14 protein-coding genes are annotated in these 13,801 nt (G+C 71.4%); 13 read left to right on the forward strand and 1 reads right to left on the reverse strand.

The window, feature by feature from the left end; genetic code table 11:
* The 7 genes from AB0J02_RS34360 to AB0J02_RS34390 form a co-directional block, all read left to right on the forward strand.
* On the forward strand, positions 1-204 hold a 204-nt coding region (locus AB0J02_RS34360; protein ID WP_363197757.1), incomplete at its 5' end, for a hypothetical protein.
* Positions 201-1,649, forward strand: a complete 1,449-nt coding sequence (locus tag AB0J02_RS34365) for an NAD-dependent succinate-semialdehyde dehydrogenase (RefSeq protein ID WP_363197758.1) — start codon at positions 201-203, stop codon at positions 1,647-1,649. The genes AB0J02_RS34360 and AB0J02_RS34365, both read left to right, overlap by 4 nt.
* 5 nt (positions 1,650-1,654) lie before the next feature.
* Positions 1,655-2,437, forward strand: coding sequence for a fumarylacetoacetate hydrolase family protein (locus tag AB0J02_RS34370; protein WP_363197759.1), 783 nt, complete (start codon positions 1,655-1,657; stop codon positions 2,435-2,437).
* Positions 2,434-2,805, forward strand: a complete 372-nt coding sequence (locus tag AB0J02_RS34375; protein ID WP_363197760.1) for a VOC family protein — start codon at positions 2,434-2,436, stop codon at positions 2,803-2,805. The genes AB0J02_RS34370 and AB0J02_RS34375 overlap by 4 nt, the downstream gene beginning before the upstream one ends.
* A gap of 25 nt (positions 2,806-2,830) precedes the next feature.
* On the forward strand, positions 2,831-3,619 hold the full coding sequence (locus AB0J02_RS34380) for an alpha/beta hydrolase (protein WP_363197761.1): 789 nt from the start codon (positions 2,831-2,833) through the stop codon (positions 3,617-3,619).
* Positions 3,616-4,098, forward strand: coding sequence for a heme-binding protein (locus AB0J02_RS34385; protein ID WP_363197762.1), 483 nt, complete (start codon positions 3,616-3,618; stop codon positions 4,096-4,098). Before AB0J02_RS34380 ends, AB0J02_RS34385 begins: the two co-directional genes overlap by 4 nt.
* Positions 4,099-4,100: 2 nt before the next feature.
* Positions 4,101-5,096 (forward strand): methionine synthase II (cobalamin-independent)-like protein, encoded by a 996-nt coding sequence (locus AB0J02_RS34390; RefSeq protein ID WP_363197763.1) that lies wholly within the window; start codon positions 4,101-4,103, stop codon positions 5,094-5,096.
* A gap of 63 nt (positions 5,097-5,159) precedes the next feature.
* Here the strand turns inward: AB0J02_RS34390 and AB0J02_RS34395 are convergent, their stop codons facing one another.
* On the reverse strand, positions 5,160-5,447 hold the full coding sequence (locus AB0J02_RS34395; protein ID WP_363197764.1) for an antibiotic biosynthesis monooxygenase: 288 nt from the start codon (positions 5,445-5,447) through the stop codon (positions 5,160-5,162).
* Between the two features lie 178 nt (positions 5,448-5,625).
* On the opposite strand from AB0J02_RS34395, the gene AB0J02_RS34400 reads away from it, so the two are divergent.
* From AB0J02_RS34400 to miaB, 6 genes are all read left to right on the forward strand, one after another.
* A complete protein-coding gene (locus AB0J02_RS34400) occupies positions 5,626-7,077 on the forward strand; it encodes an aldehyde dehydrogenase family protein (protein ID WP_363197765.1) in 1,452 nt (483 codons plus the stop codon).
* A gap of 66 nt (positions 7,078-7,143) precedes the next feature.
* Positions 7,144-8,343, forward strand: coding sequence for an L-2-hydroxyglutarate oxidase (gene lhgO, locus AB0J02_RS34405; RefSeq protein WP_363197766.1), 1,200 nt, complete (start codon positions 7,144-7,146; stop codon positions 8,341-8,343).
* A gap of 145 nt (positions 8,344-8,488) precedes the next feature.
* Positions 8,489-9,349, forward strand: a complete 861-nt coding sequence (locus tag AB0J02_RS34410) for an amidohydrolase family protein (RefSeq protein ID WP_363197767.1) — start codon at positions 8,489-8,491, stop codon at positions 9,347-9,349.
* Between the two features lie 13 nt (positions 9,350-9,362).
* Positions 9,363-11,090, forward strand: coding sequence for a thiamine pyrophosphate-dependent enzyme (locus AB0J02_RS34415; protein ID WP_363197768.1), 1,728 nt, complete (start codon positions 9,363-9,365; stop codon positions 11,088-11,090).
* A gap of 29 nt (positions 11,091-11,119) precedes the next feature.
* Positions 11,120-12,187 carry an Ldh family oxidoreductase gene (locus AB0J02_RS34420; protein WP_363197769.1) on the forward strand — a complete coding sequence of 356 codons (1,068 nt, stop codon included), beginning with the start codon at positions 11,120-11,122 and terminating at the stop codon, positions 12,185-12,187.
* Between the two features lie 34 nt (positions 12,188-12,221).
* A complete protein-coding gene (gene miaB, locus AB0J02_RS34425) occupies positions 12,222-13,754 on the forward strand; it encodes a tRNA (N6-isopentenyl adenosine(37)-C2)-methylthiotransferase MiaB (RefSeq protein WP_363197770.1) in 1,533 nt (510 codons plus the stop codon).
* The last annotated feature ends 47 nt before the right edge of the window (positions 13,755-13,801 follow it).

A 13,801-nucleotide genomic window follows, 5' to 3' on the forward strand; every position in this document is an offset into this window, starting at 1 on the left:
TCGGGTTTCGCCCCGGTCCTCGCTCCTCAGGCGCTGGAGGGGCTGGGTTTGTTGGCATCCGGCACCGGTGATCTGTCCTCGGGTTTCGCCCCGGTCCTCGCTCCTCAGGCGCTGGAGGGGCTGGGTTTGTTGGCATCCGGCACCGGTGATCTGCCACGGGGCCGGGGCCGCCCCGGATTCCGCCACGAAGAGAGGCCTCTATGAGTACCGCCCCCGACTATCCCTCCGCCCGCCTCCACATAGCCGGCGAATGGCGCGACGCGGCCGGTCACAAGACCGCCCCCGTCATGAACCCGGCCACCGAAGAAGTCATCGGCACCGTCCCCCTCGCCACCACCGCCGACCTGGACGACGCACTCGACGCCGCCGAACAAGGTTTCCGCACCTGGCGGAGCACCCCCGTCACCCGCCGCAGCGAGATCCTTCATCGCGCCGCCGACCTGATCGCGGAGCGCGCCGCCGACATCGGCCGCGGCATGACCCTGGAGCAGGGCAAGCCCCTCAAGGAGGCGGTCGGCGAGGCCACGCGGACCGCGGACACGCTGCGCTGGCACATCGAGGACGCCCGGCGCGCCTATGGCCGGACCATCCCCGCCGCCCCCGGCACGCTGCTGTCCGTGCGCCGCGAACCGATCGGACCCGTGGCCGCGTTCGTGCCGTGGAACTTCCCCGTGGGCGGCCCCAACCGGAAGATCTCCTCCGCCCTGGCCGCCGGCTGCTCGATGATCATCAAGGGATCGGAGGAGACACCCGCGACGGCCGCCGCCCTGGTGGCCTGCTACACCGACGCGGGCCTGCCCGCAGGCGTCCTCAACCTCGTGTTCGGCGAACCGGCCGACGTATCGGCCCGGTTGATCGCCTCCCCGGTCACCCGTCTCGTCGCGTTCACCGGCTCCGTCCCCGTCGGCAAGCTGCTCGCGGCCAAGGCGGGCGAGGTCATGAAGCCGTCCCTGATGGAGCTGGGCGGACACGCCCCGGTCATCGTCTGCGCGGACGCCGACCCGGCGCGGGCCGCGCGCAGTGCGGCCCGCGCCAAGTTCTTCAACGCCGGGCAGGTGTGCACCTCGCCCAGCCGCTTCCTCGTCCATGAGAGCCGCTACGAGGACTTCACCGCCGCGTTCGTGAAGGCGACCGAGGCGCTGGTGGTCGGCGACGGCCTCGACGCGGCCACCACCATGGGCCCGCTCGCCAACGAGCGCCGCCTCGCCGCCGCCGAGCGCCTGACCGCCGACGCCGTGCGCCGCGGCGCCACCGTGCGCACCGGCGGCCTGCGCGCCGACCGGGCCGGATACTTCTTCGCGCCGACCGTGCTGACCGACGTAGCGGCAGACGCGCAGGTCATGTCCGAGGAGCCGTTCGCGCCGCTCGCGCCGATCGTGCCCTTCAGCGACCTGGACTCCGCGCTGGCCGTCGCGAACTCCCTGCCGTTCGGGCTCGCCGCGTACGGCTTCACCGACTCCGCGGCCACCGCCGAGAAGCTCTCCGCGGAGCTGGAGGCCGGGATCCTCTCGATCAACCACTGCGGCGGCTCCGTGCACGAAGCACCGTCCGGCGGCGTGAAGGACAGCGGCTACGGCAGGGAAGGCGGCCCCGAGGCGCTCGACTCCTACCTCGTCACCAAGCGCGTCTCCCACCTGCTGGCGGGCTGAACGCCATGAGATACGCACGCGTGCGGGTACAGGGGGTGCCCCTGTGGGGAAGGGCGGAGGCGGACGGCGGCACGATCGCGCTGCTGTCCAGCTCGCCCATCGCCGGCTCGCCGACCGTCATCGGCTCGATCCCGGCCGCCCGGGCGACCTGGCTGCCCCCGGTGGTCCCGCCCGTCTTCTACGCCGTCGGCTTCAACTACCCGCGCCACATCGCCCACGCGAAAGCCGGGACGCCGAAGCGCCCGGAGGTCGGCTACCGCGCCAACAACGCGCTCACCGGCCACGGTTCACCCATCATCAGGCCGCACGGCGTCACCGGCCGCTTCGAGGCCGAGCCCGAACTCGTCGCCGTCATCGGGACGACGCTGCGCCACGCCTCGTACGACGAAGCGCGCGCGGGCATCTTCGGCTGGACCGTCGGCAACGACGTCAGCGCCCGCACCTGGCAGCACGAGGACCGCACGTTCTGGCGCGCCAAGAACAGCGACACGTTCAAGCCGATGGGCCCCTGGATCGAGACCGACGCCGACCCGCTCGCCCGGACCACGACCACGACGCTGCGCGTCAACGGCGAGGTCCGCGCCGAGTTCCCCACCGGCGACATGGTCTTCGACCCGTACGACTACCTCGTCGAGATGAGCCGGCACCTGACGCTGCACCCCGGCGACGTGCTGTGGATGGGCGCCGAGTCCGTCTGCGCGCTCGCACCCGGGGACACCGTCGACATCGAGATCGACGGCATCGGCGTGCTCTCCAACCCCGTCATCCAGGAAGGTCCCCCGTCGTGAGCAAAGAACCCCGCTACATCCACCACGTCAACTTCCCCACCACCGACCCCGACCGGACCGCCGAGTGGTACACGAAGGTCTTCGGGATGAAGCGGATCATGCCGAAGTCCAACACCCGCGTGGTGCTGCTGACCCGCGGCAACTTCGATCTGCACTTCACCCCGGTCGAGGAGATGGAGCGCATGGCGCCCTATCACTTCGCCGTCGAGGTCGACGACTGGGACGACTTCCTCGCCCACCTCAAGGAGCTCGGCATCCGGCACACGCGCCCGATCCAGCGCCCCGAGAACCAGTCGAAGTTCTGCTACATCCACGACCCCGACCACACCATGATCGAGCTCGTCCACCACGCCAAGCGCCCCAACTGAGCCGCTGCCACGAGGAGTTACCTCCATGCCCTACGCCGACTCCGACGACGGCACCTCCCTCTACTACGAACGCCACGGCAGCGGCCCGGCGATCCTCTTCGTGCACGGGTCCGGCGGACACCACGCCGCCTGGTGGCAGCAAGTAGCCGCGCTGCGCGCCGAGTTCACGGTCCTCACCCTCGACCTGCGCGGCTTCGGGAAGTCCGACTCCTCCATGCCCGAGTTCGACGGGCAGGACTTCCCCGGTGACGTCGTCGCCGTCCTCGACAAGGAGGACATCCGCGACGCGATGCTGGTGGGCCAGTCCATCGGCTCCGTCGCCGCCCTGCGCGCGGGCCTCGCCCGCCCCGACCGCGTCGCCTCCGTCGTCCTCGGCCACTCGCTCGGCGGCATCGCCCACCCCGAGCTGACCGAACTCGCCGCCGCCGACCGCGCCGAGGCCGTCGAACTCCCCGTCATCGACCGCCTGTTGACAAAGGAGTTCCAGGCCACGCGGCCCGATCTCACCTTCCTTTTCCAGCAGATGGGCACCTTCAACGTCGCCAAGATGGCCGACCTGCGCAACCTCGACACCGACGGCCCGACCCTCGCCGACATCACCGCCTCCGGCGTCCGCGTCGCGTTCCTCGCGGGCCAGAAGGACGCGGTGCTGAGCGTCAAGACCGTGACGCGCGCCCACGAACTCCTCGACGGCTCCCACCTGGAGATCGTCGAAGGCGCCCCGCACTCCATGTACTGGGAGACACCGCAGAAGTACAACGCGGCCATAGCCCGCCTGCGCCGCACCCTCACCGCCCCTAAGGAAGCCGTATGACCGCCGCCCTCACGCTCGACGCCGCAGAAGAGATCATCGTCGCCGCCCACCGGCGCGCCCAGGAGATCGGCAAGGCGGTCAGCGTCGCCGTCGTGGACGCGGGCGGCTTCGTCGTCGCCGTGCGCCGGCCCGACGGCGCGCGCCCGCTCACCCCGGACATCGCCCGCGCCAAGGCGTACACGGCCGCCGTCATGCAACGCCCGGGAAAGATGCTGAAGAAGTGGCAGGAGAGCCAGCCGGTCTTCTTCTCCCAGCTGTCCCAACTGCCGGGCGCCGCCATGCCGATCATGGCCACCGAGGGCAGCCTGACGATCAAGAAGGACGGCGAGATCATCGGCGGGCTCGGCATCGCGGGCGGCACCGCCGACGAGGACCAGGTGATCGCCGAGGAGGTGCTCAAGTCCCTCGGCTACGAGCTGGAGTTCGCGGCGTGGGGCGTAGCCGGCACTCCTGCCTCCCCTGCCTCGAAGGAGGCCTGACCGTGGCGGACACGTTCAACTACCGCATCGACCACCTCGGCAGCCTGGTCCGCCCGGTGGGCCTGGACCGCGCCGACGCCGAGTCCCTGGACGCGGCGCTCGTCGAGGGGGTCACCTACCAGCGCAGACTGCGCTCCACGGTCGTCACCGACGGCGGTTTCCCGTACGAGGACGCCCGTGATGTCGTCCTCGACGCCGTCAGCGGCATTCGTCGTACCCACGCCCCCGACGGCCTGCCGGTCCGGATCGCCGAGTCCCTGCCGAAAGCCGAAGGATCGCCGGCCGTTGACCGCGTGAATCGCCTCACGGAACTGACGGTCATCGCGCCCAAGGTCACGCTGCCCGCGCCGTCCTACCTCGCGGCGACCCTGCACAGCGCCGAATCGCCCTTCTCCGCCCGGGACTTGGGGGAAGCCTTCGCCGAGATCGTTCAGGCGGAGATCGGCCGTCTCGTCGACGCCGGAGCCCGGCTGATCCAGCTCGACAACCCCCTGCTGCTCGCGGCGACGGGTCCGGACGAGACACCGGTCGGCGCGCTCTCGTTCGCCGACGCGCTGGCGGTCGACGCGCCGGCCGTCCTCCTCGACACCCGCCCCGAGGGCGTCCGCATCGGTCTCTTCCCCGGCGCGACGCCGCCGGCCGCGGTCGACCGCGCCAAGGCGGAACGCCTGTACACGCAAGTCCCCGCCGACCGCTGGGTACTCCCGCTGCTGCATGGCTCCGCCGCGGAACTCGACCTCGTACGCGCCCTGCCGGAGGACCGCGACGTGTGCTTCGGCGTGGTGGACGCCGCCGGGGCCGAACTGGAGGACATCGACACGGTCCTCGAACGACTCGACACCGCGGGGGAGTTGAAGGACCTGGAGGACGCCGCCCTCTCCCCGTCCCGCGGCTTCGCGGACGTGCCGACGCGCCCGCTCACCACGGCCGAGAACCAGCGCCGCAAGCTGGTCCTGGTGGAGACGCTGGCGCGCTACGTCTGGGGCAACGAGTTCTGACCCCGAACCCGGGGGAGGCCGGGAAACCCCGCGGGGGTTTCCCGGCCTCATGTGCCGCTCGGGTCACAACACCTCGGCGAACGTCACCGTCCGCTCAGTCAGCTTGGGCCGGACCACGCCCAGGATCAACTCCTCGAAATGCGCGGCAGCGCCATGCGCGTCGAAGCCCGCCCGGTCCTCGTACACCTCGTACAACACGAACCCGCCGGGCCGCTCCGCCTCCGCGTGCACCTCATACGTCACATTCGCGGGTTCCTCCCGCGTGTACTCCCGCATCTTCAACAAGGCATCCCGCACCGCTTCCGCATCAGCGGCATCACAGCGGTAGTGGGCAAAGACGGCGTACGCCACGGCACAGCTCCCTCAGCAAACAGTTCCAGTTCAGCGGAGCGTCGATTCCAGCACGGATCACGATGCCGACGGCCCGCACGCCGCGCAACCAATGACTGCCTCCCCGGATCTGCCCGGCGCAGCGCCACGTGGTGTGTCGTACGTTCCGGTTCCGACACAGCCGAAAGAAGTGATCCAGATGCGTTCCGTGGAAACCCTGGTGGGCGGGGAGTGGGTGGCCCCCGGCGAGTGGATCGACGTACAGAACCCGGCCGATCTGCGCACCCCCGCCTTCCGCGTCCCCGCGCTCGCCCCCGCCGACGTGACCCGCGCCTACGACCACGCCGAGCGCGGCTTCGCCCGCTGGAAGCGCACCGGCCCGCTGGGCCGCGCCACCGTCCTGACCCGGGCGGCCGCCCTGCTGCGCGAGCGCGCCGCCGACATCGCCGTGGACATCGTCACCGAGAACGGCAAGACCTGGGCCGAGGCGCACGGCGAGGCCCTCAAGGCCGCCGACTTCCTCGAGTACTACGGGCTTCTCGTGGGCCGGGGCGGCTACGGCACGCTGCTGAACGACGCCCGCCCCGACACCCGCACCAGCGCCCAGCAGGAGCCGCTCGGTGTCGTCCTGGCGATCACACCGTGGAACGACCCGCTGATCACCCCGGCCCGCAAGCTCGCCCCGGCCCTCGCCGCCGGCAACGCGGCTGTTCTCAAGCCCGCCACCGAGACCCCGCTCTCCGGGCTGCACCTGGCGCGGGCGCTGCACGACGCGGGCCTGCCGGCCGGGGTCCTGAACGTCGTCACGGGCCGTACGGCGCAGATCAGCGAGGCACTGCTCGGCGACGAGCGGATCGCCGCCGTCACGTTCACCGGCAGCAACACCGTCGGCGACGCGCTGCGCACCGCCTTCGCCACCCGCAACATCCGCTTCCAGGGCGAACTCGGCGGCAAGAACGCCTCGGTCGTACTCGCCGACGCCGACCTCGCCAAGGCCGCGCGCACCGTCGCCGCCGCCTCCTTCGGGCAGGCCGGGCAGCGCTGCACCGCGACCAGCCGGGTCGTGGTCGAGCGGGCCGTGGCCGAGGAGTTCACCCGGCTGCTGCTCGACGAAGTGGCGGGAATCCGGCCGGGGCCCCCGCTCGAGGAGGGGACGGGCGTGGGGCCCCTGTCCAGCGCGCGGCAGCGGGACAGCGTCGTCGGGCACATCGAGGGCGCCGTCAAGCAGGGCGCGAAGGTGCTGGCCGGCGGTGACGTGCCGACCGCGGGCGAGCTGGCCCACGGCTGCTACGTCAACCCGACGGTCCTCGGCGACGTCACCGCCGAGCACGCCATCTGGCGCGAGGAGGTGTTCGGCCCGGTGCTCGCGCTGCGGGTCGTCGACTCCCTCGACGAGGCGATCGCCGCCGTCAACGACTCGGACTTCGGTCTCGCGGCGGCGGTGTTCACCCGCGACCTCCATGCCGCCCACCGCTTCGCCGACGAGGCCGAGTGCGGCCAGATCGCCGTGAACCTCACCACCCCGGGCTGGGACGTGCACCACCCCTTCGGCGGCTTCCACGACTCCGGCTCCCCGTTCAAGGAGCAGGGCACGGAGGCGCTGCACTTCTACACCAGGGTCAAGACGGTCGCCATCCACTTCGGCGGGTAAGCCGTCTGGCAGGCAATCAGCAGCAGCCTCGGCAACTCCCAGCAACTCCCAGAAAGGAGGCGGACGTTGGCCGACGAAACGATCGGCGTCGTGGGCGCGGGCATCCTGGGCCTCGCCACCGCCCGAGAGATCGCCTCGCGCCGCCCCGGCACCCGTGTGCTCGTCCTCGACAAGGAGGACGAGGTCGCGCGCCACCAGACCGGCCACAACTCCGGCGTCGTGCACGCGGGCATCTACTACGCGCCCGGCAGCCTCAAGGCGGACCTGACCGTACGCGGCGTCGCTCTGCTGCGCGAGTACTGCCAGGACCGGGAGCTGCCCTACCGCGAGATCGGCAAGCTCGTCATGGCGGTGCGCGAGGACGAACTCGGCCGCATGGACGCCCTCTACGAGCGGGCCAAGAGCAATCACGTGCCCGACCTGCGCAAGGTCTCCCGGGACGAGATCAAGGAGCTGGAGCCGCACGCCGGCGGACTCGCGGCCCTGCACTCCCCGCGCACCGCGATCACCGACTACCCGGCGATCGCCCGGGAGTTCGCCAAGGACATCGCCGCGGCCGGGGGAGAGCTGCGCCTGGGCTTCCCCGTGACCGGCCTGACCACCGTGCCCGGCGGCATCGAGGTGGCGTCCGGCCGGGATCGCGTACGGGTCGACCGGCTGATCCTGTGCGCGGGCCTCCAGTCGGACGCCGTCGCCCGGCTCGCCGAGGACGGGCAGGAGCCGCGGATCATCCCGTTCCGGGGCGAGTACATGCTGCTCAAGCCGGAGAAACGAGAGCTGGTGCGCGGGCTGCTCTACCCGGTGCCCGACCCCCGCTACCCGTTCCTCGGCGTGCACTTCACCCCGCGCGTCGACGGCTCGGTCGAGGTCGGCCCGAACGCGGTCCTCGCCCTCGCCAGAGAGGGCTACCGGCGCAGCCGGATCTCGCCCCGCGACCTGCTCGGCATCGCCGCCTACCCCGGCACCTGGCGGATGGCCGCACAGCACTGGCGCACCGGCGTCAAGGAGTACCGCGGCTCGTTCAGCGCCGCCGCGTTCATGAAGGACGCGAAGCTGTACGTCCCCGGCGTCGGCGTCCACGACGTCGTGCGCGGCGGCGCCGGCGTGCGCGCCCAGGCGCTGGACCGCGACGGCACCCTCGTCGACGACTTCCGCATCCACCGGGTCGGCCGGATCACGGCCGTGCGCAACGCGCCCTCGCCCGCCGCGACGGCGTCCATGGCGATCGCCGAACACATCACGGACGCGGTGTTCCAGCGGCCCTGAACTCCCCTGCGTACTGCGGCTTTTCGCGCAAGAACTGCTTGCGCGTCCAGCTCTCCGCAAGGCCGCCGAGCCCGCCTAACGTCGATCTCGCAGCACCGCCCGGCCCCCTTCAGCAGAACCTCCTTCGGCAGAGAGAAGCCACGCAATGTTCGTCGTCGACACCCAGATCCACATCTGGAAGGAAGAGACCCCGGACCGCCCCTGGGTCCCCGGCGCCCGCGAGCGCATCCGCCTCAACGGCCACCGCGAGGACCCCTTCTCGTACGAGGAGGCGCTGGAGCTGATGGACGAGGCCGGCGTCAACCGGGCCCTGATCCTGCCGCCGTCCTGGGAGGGCGACCGCATCGACTACGCGCTCGAAGCCTGCGAAGCCCACCCGGACCGCTTCGGCATCATGGCCCGCATCCCGCAGAACAAGCCCGAAGAGGGCAAGGCGATGCTCGCCGACTTCGCCCAGAACCCGCACGTCAAGGGGACCCGCCTCACCTTCCACCGGCCCATCGACCGCAACTGGATGATCGACGGCACCAACGACTGGTACTGGCCGGTCGCCGAGGAACTGAACGTCCCGACGATGGTCCACGCGCCCATCTGGAAGCGGGAGCTGGGCGAGATAGCGGGCCGCCACCCCGGCCTGAAGATCATCATCGACCACATGGGCATCATGGCCCGCTGCGTCGACGACGCGATCGGCTACTGGGTGCAGGAGACCGCCGACCTGCACGAGCACCCCAACATCTACGTCAAGCTCTCGGCGCTGCCCGGCTACTCCACGCAGCCCTTCCCGAACACGAACATCGAGAAGTACGTGCGCGAGATGGTCGACAAGATGGGCCCGCGGCGCTGCTTCTACGGCACCGACATCACGCGCCTGACCGGCCACGGCATCACGTACACCGACACCATCGAACAGTTCACCAAGCACTGGGACTTCACCCCCGACGAGCTCGAATGGATCATGGGCCGCGGGATCGCCGAGGTCCTGAACTGGCCGATCGAGGGCTGAGGAACCACCTGCGATGGACGCACCAGAGATGAAGACCACGCACTCCACTCCGGGCGCCGACGGCGGGGACGCTCTGGTGTCCGCCTTCAACGCCGTCGGCGCCGACTACCTCTTCTGCTCCTCGGGCTCCGAATGGGCCCCGGTCTGGGAGTCCCTCGCCCGCCACCACCGCGACGGACTCCCGGCCCCGCGCTACCTCGACCTCACGCACGAGACCGTCGCCGCGGGCATGGCCACCGGCTACGGCCTGCTCACGCGCCGCCCCCAGGGCGTCCTCCTGCACGCGGCCCCGGGCCTGCTGCAGGGCGCGATGGCGGTCCACGGGGCGCTGCTCGCCGGGGTCCCGATGGTGGTCTCGTCCTCCGAGTCCACGACGTACGGCGACGGGCCCGGCCAGGACCCGGGCGGCCAGTGGTACCGCAACCTGTCGATCGTCGGCGGGCCGCACGCGGTCGCGCAGCCGTTCACCAAGTGGGCCAACGAGGCGGCCAGCGTGCACACCCTGCCGACCATGATCACGCGGGCGGCGGAGCTGTCCCGGCGGGCACCGGCCGGTCCGGCGTACCTCAACATCCCCCTTGAGGTCCTCCTGGAGGAGTGGGACGGACGGGAGGCCAAGCCGATCGTCCCGCCCGGCTCCACGCACAGCTCGCCCGATGAGGCCGACGCCGTCGCCGCGTTGCTGCGCACGGCGAAGAACCCGGTGGTCGTCACGGAGACCGCCGGACGCGAGACGGGCGGACACGAGGCGCTCGTCGCGTTCGCCGAGGCCTGGCAGCTCCCGGTCGTCGAACCGGACTCGGCGGTGTGCGCCAACTTCCCCCGCACCCACCCGCTCCACGCGGGCGCCGACATCGGGCCCTGGATGGACGAGGCGGACCTGATCCTCCTGGTCAACTGCCGCGCCCCGTTCTACCCGCCGTCGCGCCGCCCCTCGAAGGCGACGGTCGTCGTGCTCGACGAGGTTCCGCAGCGACCGCACGTCGCCTACCAAGTCCTGTACGCGGACCGGTACTTGGAGGGCAACACGGCCAACACCCTGCGCCAGCTCGCCAAGCGGGCGAAGGACCTCGACCCCGCCGCCGTCGCTGTCCGGCGCACGGCGCAGGAAGAACGGTTCGCGGCCGAACAGGCCGCGATCGCCGGCGCCGAGACCAGGGCCGCTGAACAGACCGACGGCGTCGACCCGGTCCTCGTCGCCGCGACCCTGCGCCGCCTGCTCGACGGCCAGAACGGCATCGTCGTCGACGAGACCATCACGCACAGCCGCGTCGTCAAGCGTCACCTGAAGACCGCCGCCCCCGACTCGTACTTCTACGTGCAGGGCGGACTCGGTCAGGGCATCGCGGTCGCACTCGGCGTCAAACTCGCCGAGCGGGACCGGCCGGTGGTCCTCACCGTCGGCGACGGCGCCTTCACGTACAACCCGGTGATCCCGTCGTACGACGCTTCGAAGGCGTACGAACTCCCGCTGCTCATCGTGGTGTTCAACAACCGGGTCTACAAGTCGATGAACCTCAACCACCGTCGCTTCTACCCCGACGGCGCCGCCGCCGAGACAGGCGAGTGGCTCGGCACCGACCTGCACCGGCTGCCCCGCCTCGCCGCGTTCGGCGAGCCGTTCGGCATGCACACCGAGACCGTCGACACGCCCGATGCCCTCGCCGCCGCCCTGGAGCGGGCGCTCAAGGCCGTGGCCGCGGGCACCACCGCCGTCGTCGACGTCCTCGTCTCCCGCTGATCTCCAAGGACTCCTAAGGACCCGCCATCATGACCGCTGCATCCGGGAAAGTACGCGTCCCCGCGGCCGAACTGCGCACCTTCGCGGCCGCCCTGCTCGAAAAGGGCGGGCTGAGCGCCGAGCACGCCGCCACCACGGCCGACGTGTTCGTCTGGGCCGCGCAGCGCGGCGTCGAATCCCACGGCATCGCCCGCGTCCCCGCCTACCTCGACCTGCTCGCCAAAGGCGTCGCCAACGCCTCGCCCGACCTCGCCCTCACCTCCACCGCGCCGGCGGCCGCCGTCCTCGACGCCGACCGGGCCCCGGGACCCGTCGCCCTGACCGCCGCGGCCGCGGAAGCGGTGACCCGCGCGCGGACCAACGGCATCGCGTCCGTCGGCGTACGGGAGACCGTGCACACGGGCGCCATCGGCTACTACGTCGCGAAGATCGCCGAGGCCGGTCTGGTCGGCATCGGCTTCGTCGCCGGCATGCCGAACATGGGCTACACCGGAGTCAAGGGCCCGGCCGTCGCCACCAGCCCGCTCGCCATAGCCGTCCCCGCTTCCGCGGAGCAGGGCCGGGCGCCGCTGCTGCTCGACATGGCGACGGCCACCATCGCCCTGGGCAAGATCCGTCAGGCGAAGGCGAGCGGCACCCCGCTGCCCGAGGGTGCCGCCGCCACCGCCGACGGCACCCCCACCACGGACCCCGAGGAAGCGGTCATGCCGCTCCCGCTGGGCGGCGCCAAGGGCTCGGGCATGTCCCTCGCCTTCGAACTGCTCACCAGCGTCCTGGTCGGCGCCCCGATCTTCGCGGCCTTCCACTCGGACGACCCGGCGGGCCGCAAGCACCGCCAGAACGCGCTGCTCATCGCCGTCGACCCTGCCGCGTTCGGCGGCTCGGACCGCTTCCTCGCGGACGTCGAAGCGACCCTGGGCACGCTCAAGGCGCTGCCCGCGGCGGACGACGCGGCGGGCGTCCACTACCCGGGCGAGCGCAGCGCGGCCACGGCGGACGAGCGCGGCGCCAACGGGATCCCGGTCGCGCCCAAGGTGTGGCAGCAGCTGACACAGGCCGCGGCGGAGAAGGGCGTGGCGCTGCCCGCGACCCTGTGAGGGGCGACTCCGTGTACCCCATACCCTTGTTGTCATGAGCAGCAGCGACCCGCGTCCGGCCGTGGACGACCGTTCACCCAAACCCCCCAAGACGTACGAAGTACTCACCTACGGGTGCCAGATGAACGTCCACGACTCCGAGCGCCTGTCGGGCCTCCTCGAAGGCGCGGGCTATGTCCGCGCCCCCGAGGGCTCCGACGGCGACGCCGACGTCGTGGTCTTCAACACGTGCGCGGTGCGGGAGAACGCGGACAACAAGCTGTACGGCAACCTCGGCCGGCTCGCTCCGCGCAAGACCCAGCGCCCGGGGATGCAGATCGCCGTGGGTGGCTGCCTCGCTCAGAAGGACCGCGACACCATCGTGAAGAAGGCGCCCTGGGTGGACGTCGTCTTCGGCACGCACAACATCGGCAAACTGCCCGTCCTCCTGGAGCGCGCCCGCGTCCAGGAGGAGGCGCAGGTCGAGATCGCCGAATCCCTGGAAGCCTTCCCGTCCACGCTGCCGACCCGCCGCGAGAGCGCGTACGCGGCCTGGGTGTCGATCTCGGTCGGCTGCAACAACACCTGCACCTTCTGCATCGTCCCCGCGCTGCGCGGCAAGGAGAAGGACCGCAGGACCGGCGACATCCTCGCGGAGATCGAGGCCCTGGTCGCCGAAGGCGTCTCCGAGATCACGCTGCTCGGCCAGAACGTGAACGCGTACGGCAGCGACATCGGCGACCGCGAGGCCTTCAGCAAGCTGCTGCGCGCCTGTGGGCAGATCGAGGGCCTGGAGCGCGTGCGCTTCACGTCCCCGCACCCGCGCGACTTCACCGACGACGTGATCGCCGCCATGGCCGAGACGCCGAACGTGATGCCGCAGCTCCACATGCCGATGCAGTCCGGCTCGGACACGGTCCTCAAGGCGATGCGCCGCTCGTACCGCCAGGAGCGTTTCCTCGGCATCATCGACAAGGTCCGCGCCGCCATGCCGGACGCGGCGATCTCCACCGACATCATCGTGGGCTTCCCCGGCGAGACCGAGGAGGACTTCGAGCAGACGATGCACGCCGTGCGCGAGGCCCGCTTCGCCAACGCCTTCACCTTCCAGTACTCCAAGCGCCCCGGGACCCCGGCCGCGACCATGGAGGGGCAGATCCCCAAGGAGGTCGTGCAGTCGCGCTACGAGCGCCTCGTCGCCCTCCAGGAGGAGATCTCCTGGGAGGAGAACAAGAAGCAGGTCGGCCGCACCCTGGAGCTGATGGTCGCCGAGGGCGAGGGCCGCAAGGACGGCGCGACGCACCGCCTCTCCGGCCGCGCCCCCGACAGCCGCCTGGTCCACTTCACGAAGCCGGACGGCGAGGTCCGCCCCGGCGACGTCGTCACGGTCGAGATCACCTACGCCGCCCCGCACCACCTGCTCGCCGAGGGCCCGGTCCTGAACGTGCGCCCCACGCGCGCGGGCGACGCCTGGGAACGGCGCACCAAGGAACAGCAGGACAAGAAGCAGGGCGTCCTGCTCGGCCTGCCCAAGGTGGGCGTGCCGGAGCCGCTGCCGGCGGTCACGAGCGGCTGCGCGGTCGACTGACGCACCCGGGCGGCCGAGAAGCCGACTGCCGCACGGGGGCAGGCGAC

The organism is Streptomyces sp. NPDC050264 (assembly GCF_040655895.1).
Lineage (GTDB): Bacteria > Actinomycetota > Actinomycetes > Streptomycetales > Streptomycetaceae > Streptomyces.

Excerpts from the sequence above, each read along its gene's own strand:
- miaB (WP_363197770.1), top strand. The coding sequence starts at position 12,222 with ATGAGCAGCAGCGACCCGCGTCCGGCCGTGGACGACCGTTCACCCAAA.
- AB0J02_RS34385 (WP_363197762.1), top strand. The coding sequence starts at position 3,616 with ATGACCGCCGCCCTCACGCTCGACGCCGCAGAAGAGATCATCGTCGCC.
- AB0J02_RS34400 (WP_363197765.1), top strand. The coding sequence starts at position 5,626 with ATGCGTTCCGTGGAAACCCTGGTGGGCGGGGAGTGGGTGGCCCCCGGC.
- AB0J02_RS34365 (WP_363197758.1), top strand. The coding sequence starts at position 201 with ATGAGTACCGCCCCCGACTATCCCTCCGCCCGCCTCCACATAGCCGGC.
- AB0J02_RS34415 (WP_363197768.1), top strand. The coding sequence starts at position 9,363 with ATGGACGCACCAGAGATGAAGACCACGCACTCCACTCCGGGCGCCGAC.
- AB0J02_RS34420 (WP_363197769.1), top strand. The coding sequence starts at position 11,120 with ATGACCGCTGCATCCGGGAAAGTACGCGTCCCCGCGGCCGAACTGCGC.
- AB0J02_RS34410 (WP_363197767.1), top strand. The coding sequence starts at position 8,489 with ATGTTCGTCGTCGACACCCAGATCCACATCTGGAAGGAAGAGACCCCG.
- AB0J02_RS34380 (WP_363197761.1), top strand. The coding sequence starts at position 2,831 with ATGCCCTACGCCGACTCCGACGACGGCACCTCCCTCTACTACGAACGC.
- AB0J02_RS34370 (WP_363197759.1), top strand. The coding sequence starts at position 1,655 with ATGAGATACGCACGCGTGCGGGTACAGGGGGTGCCCCTGTGGGGAAGG.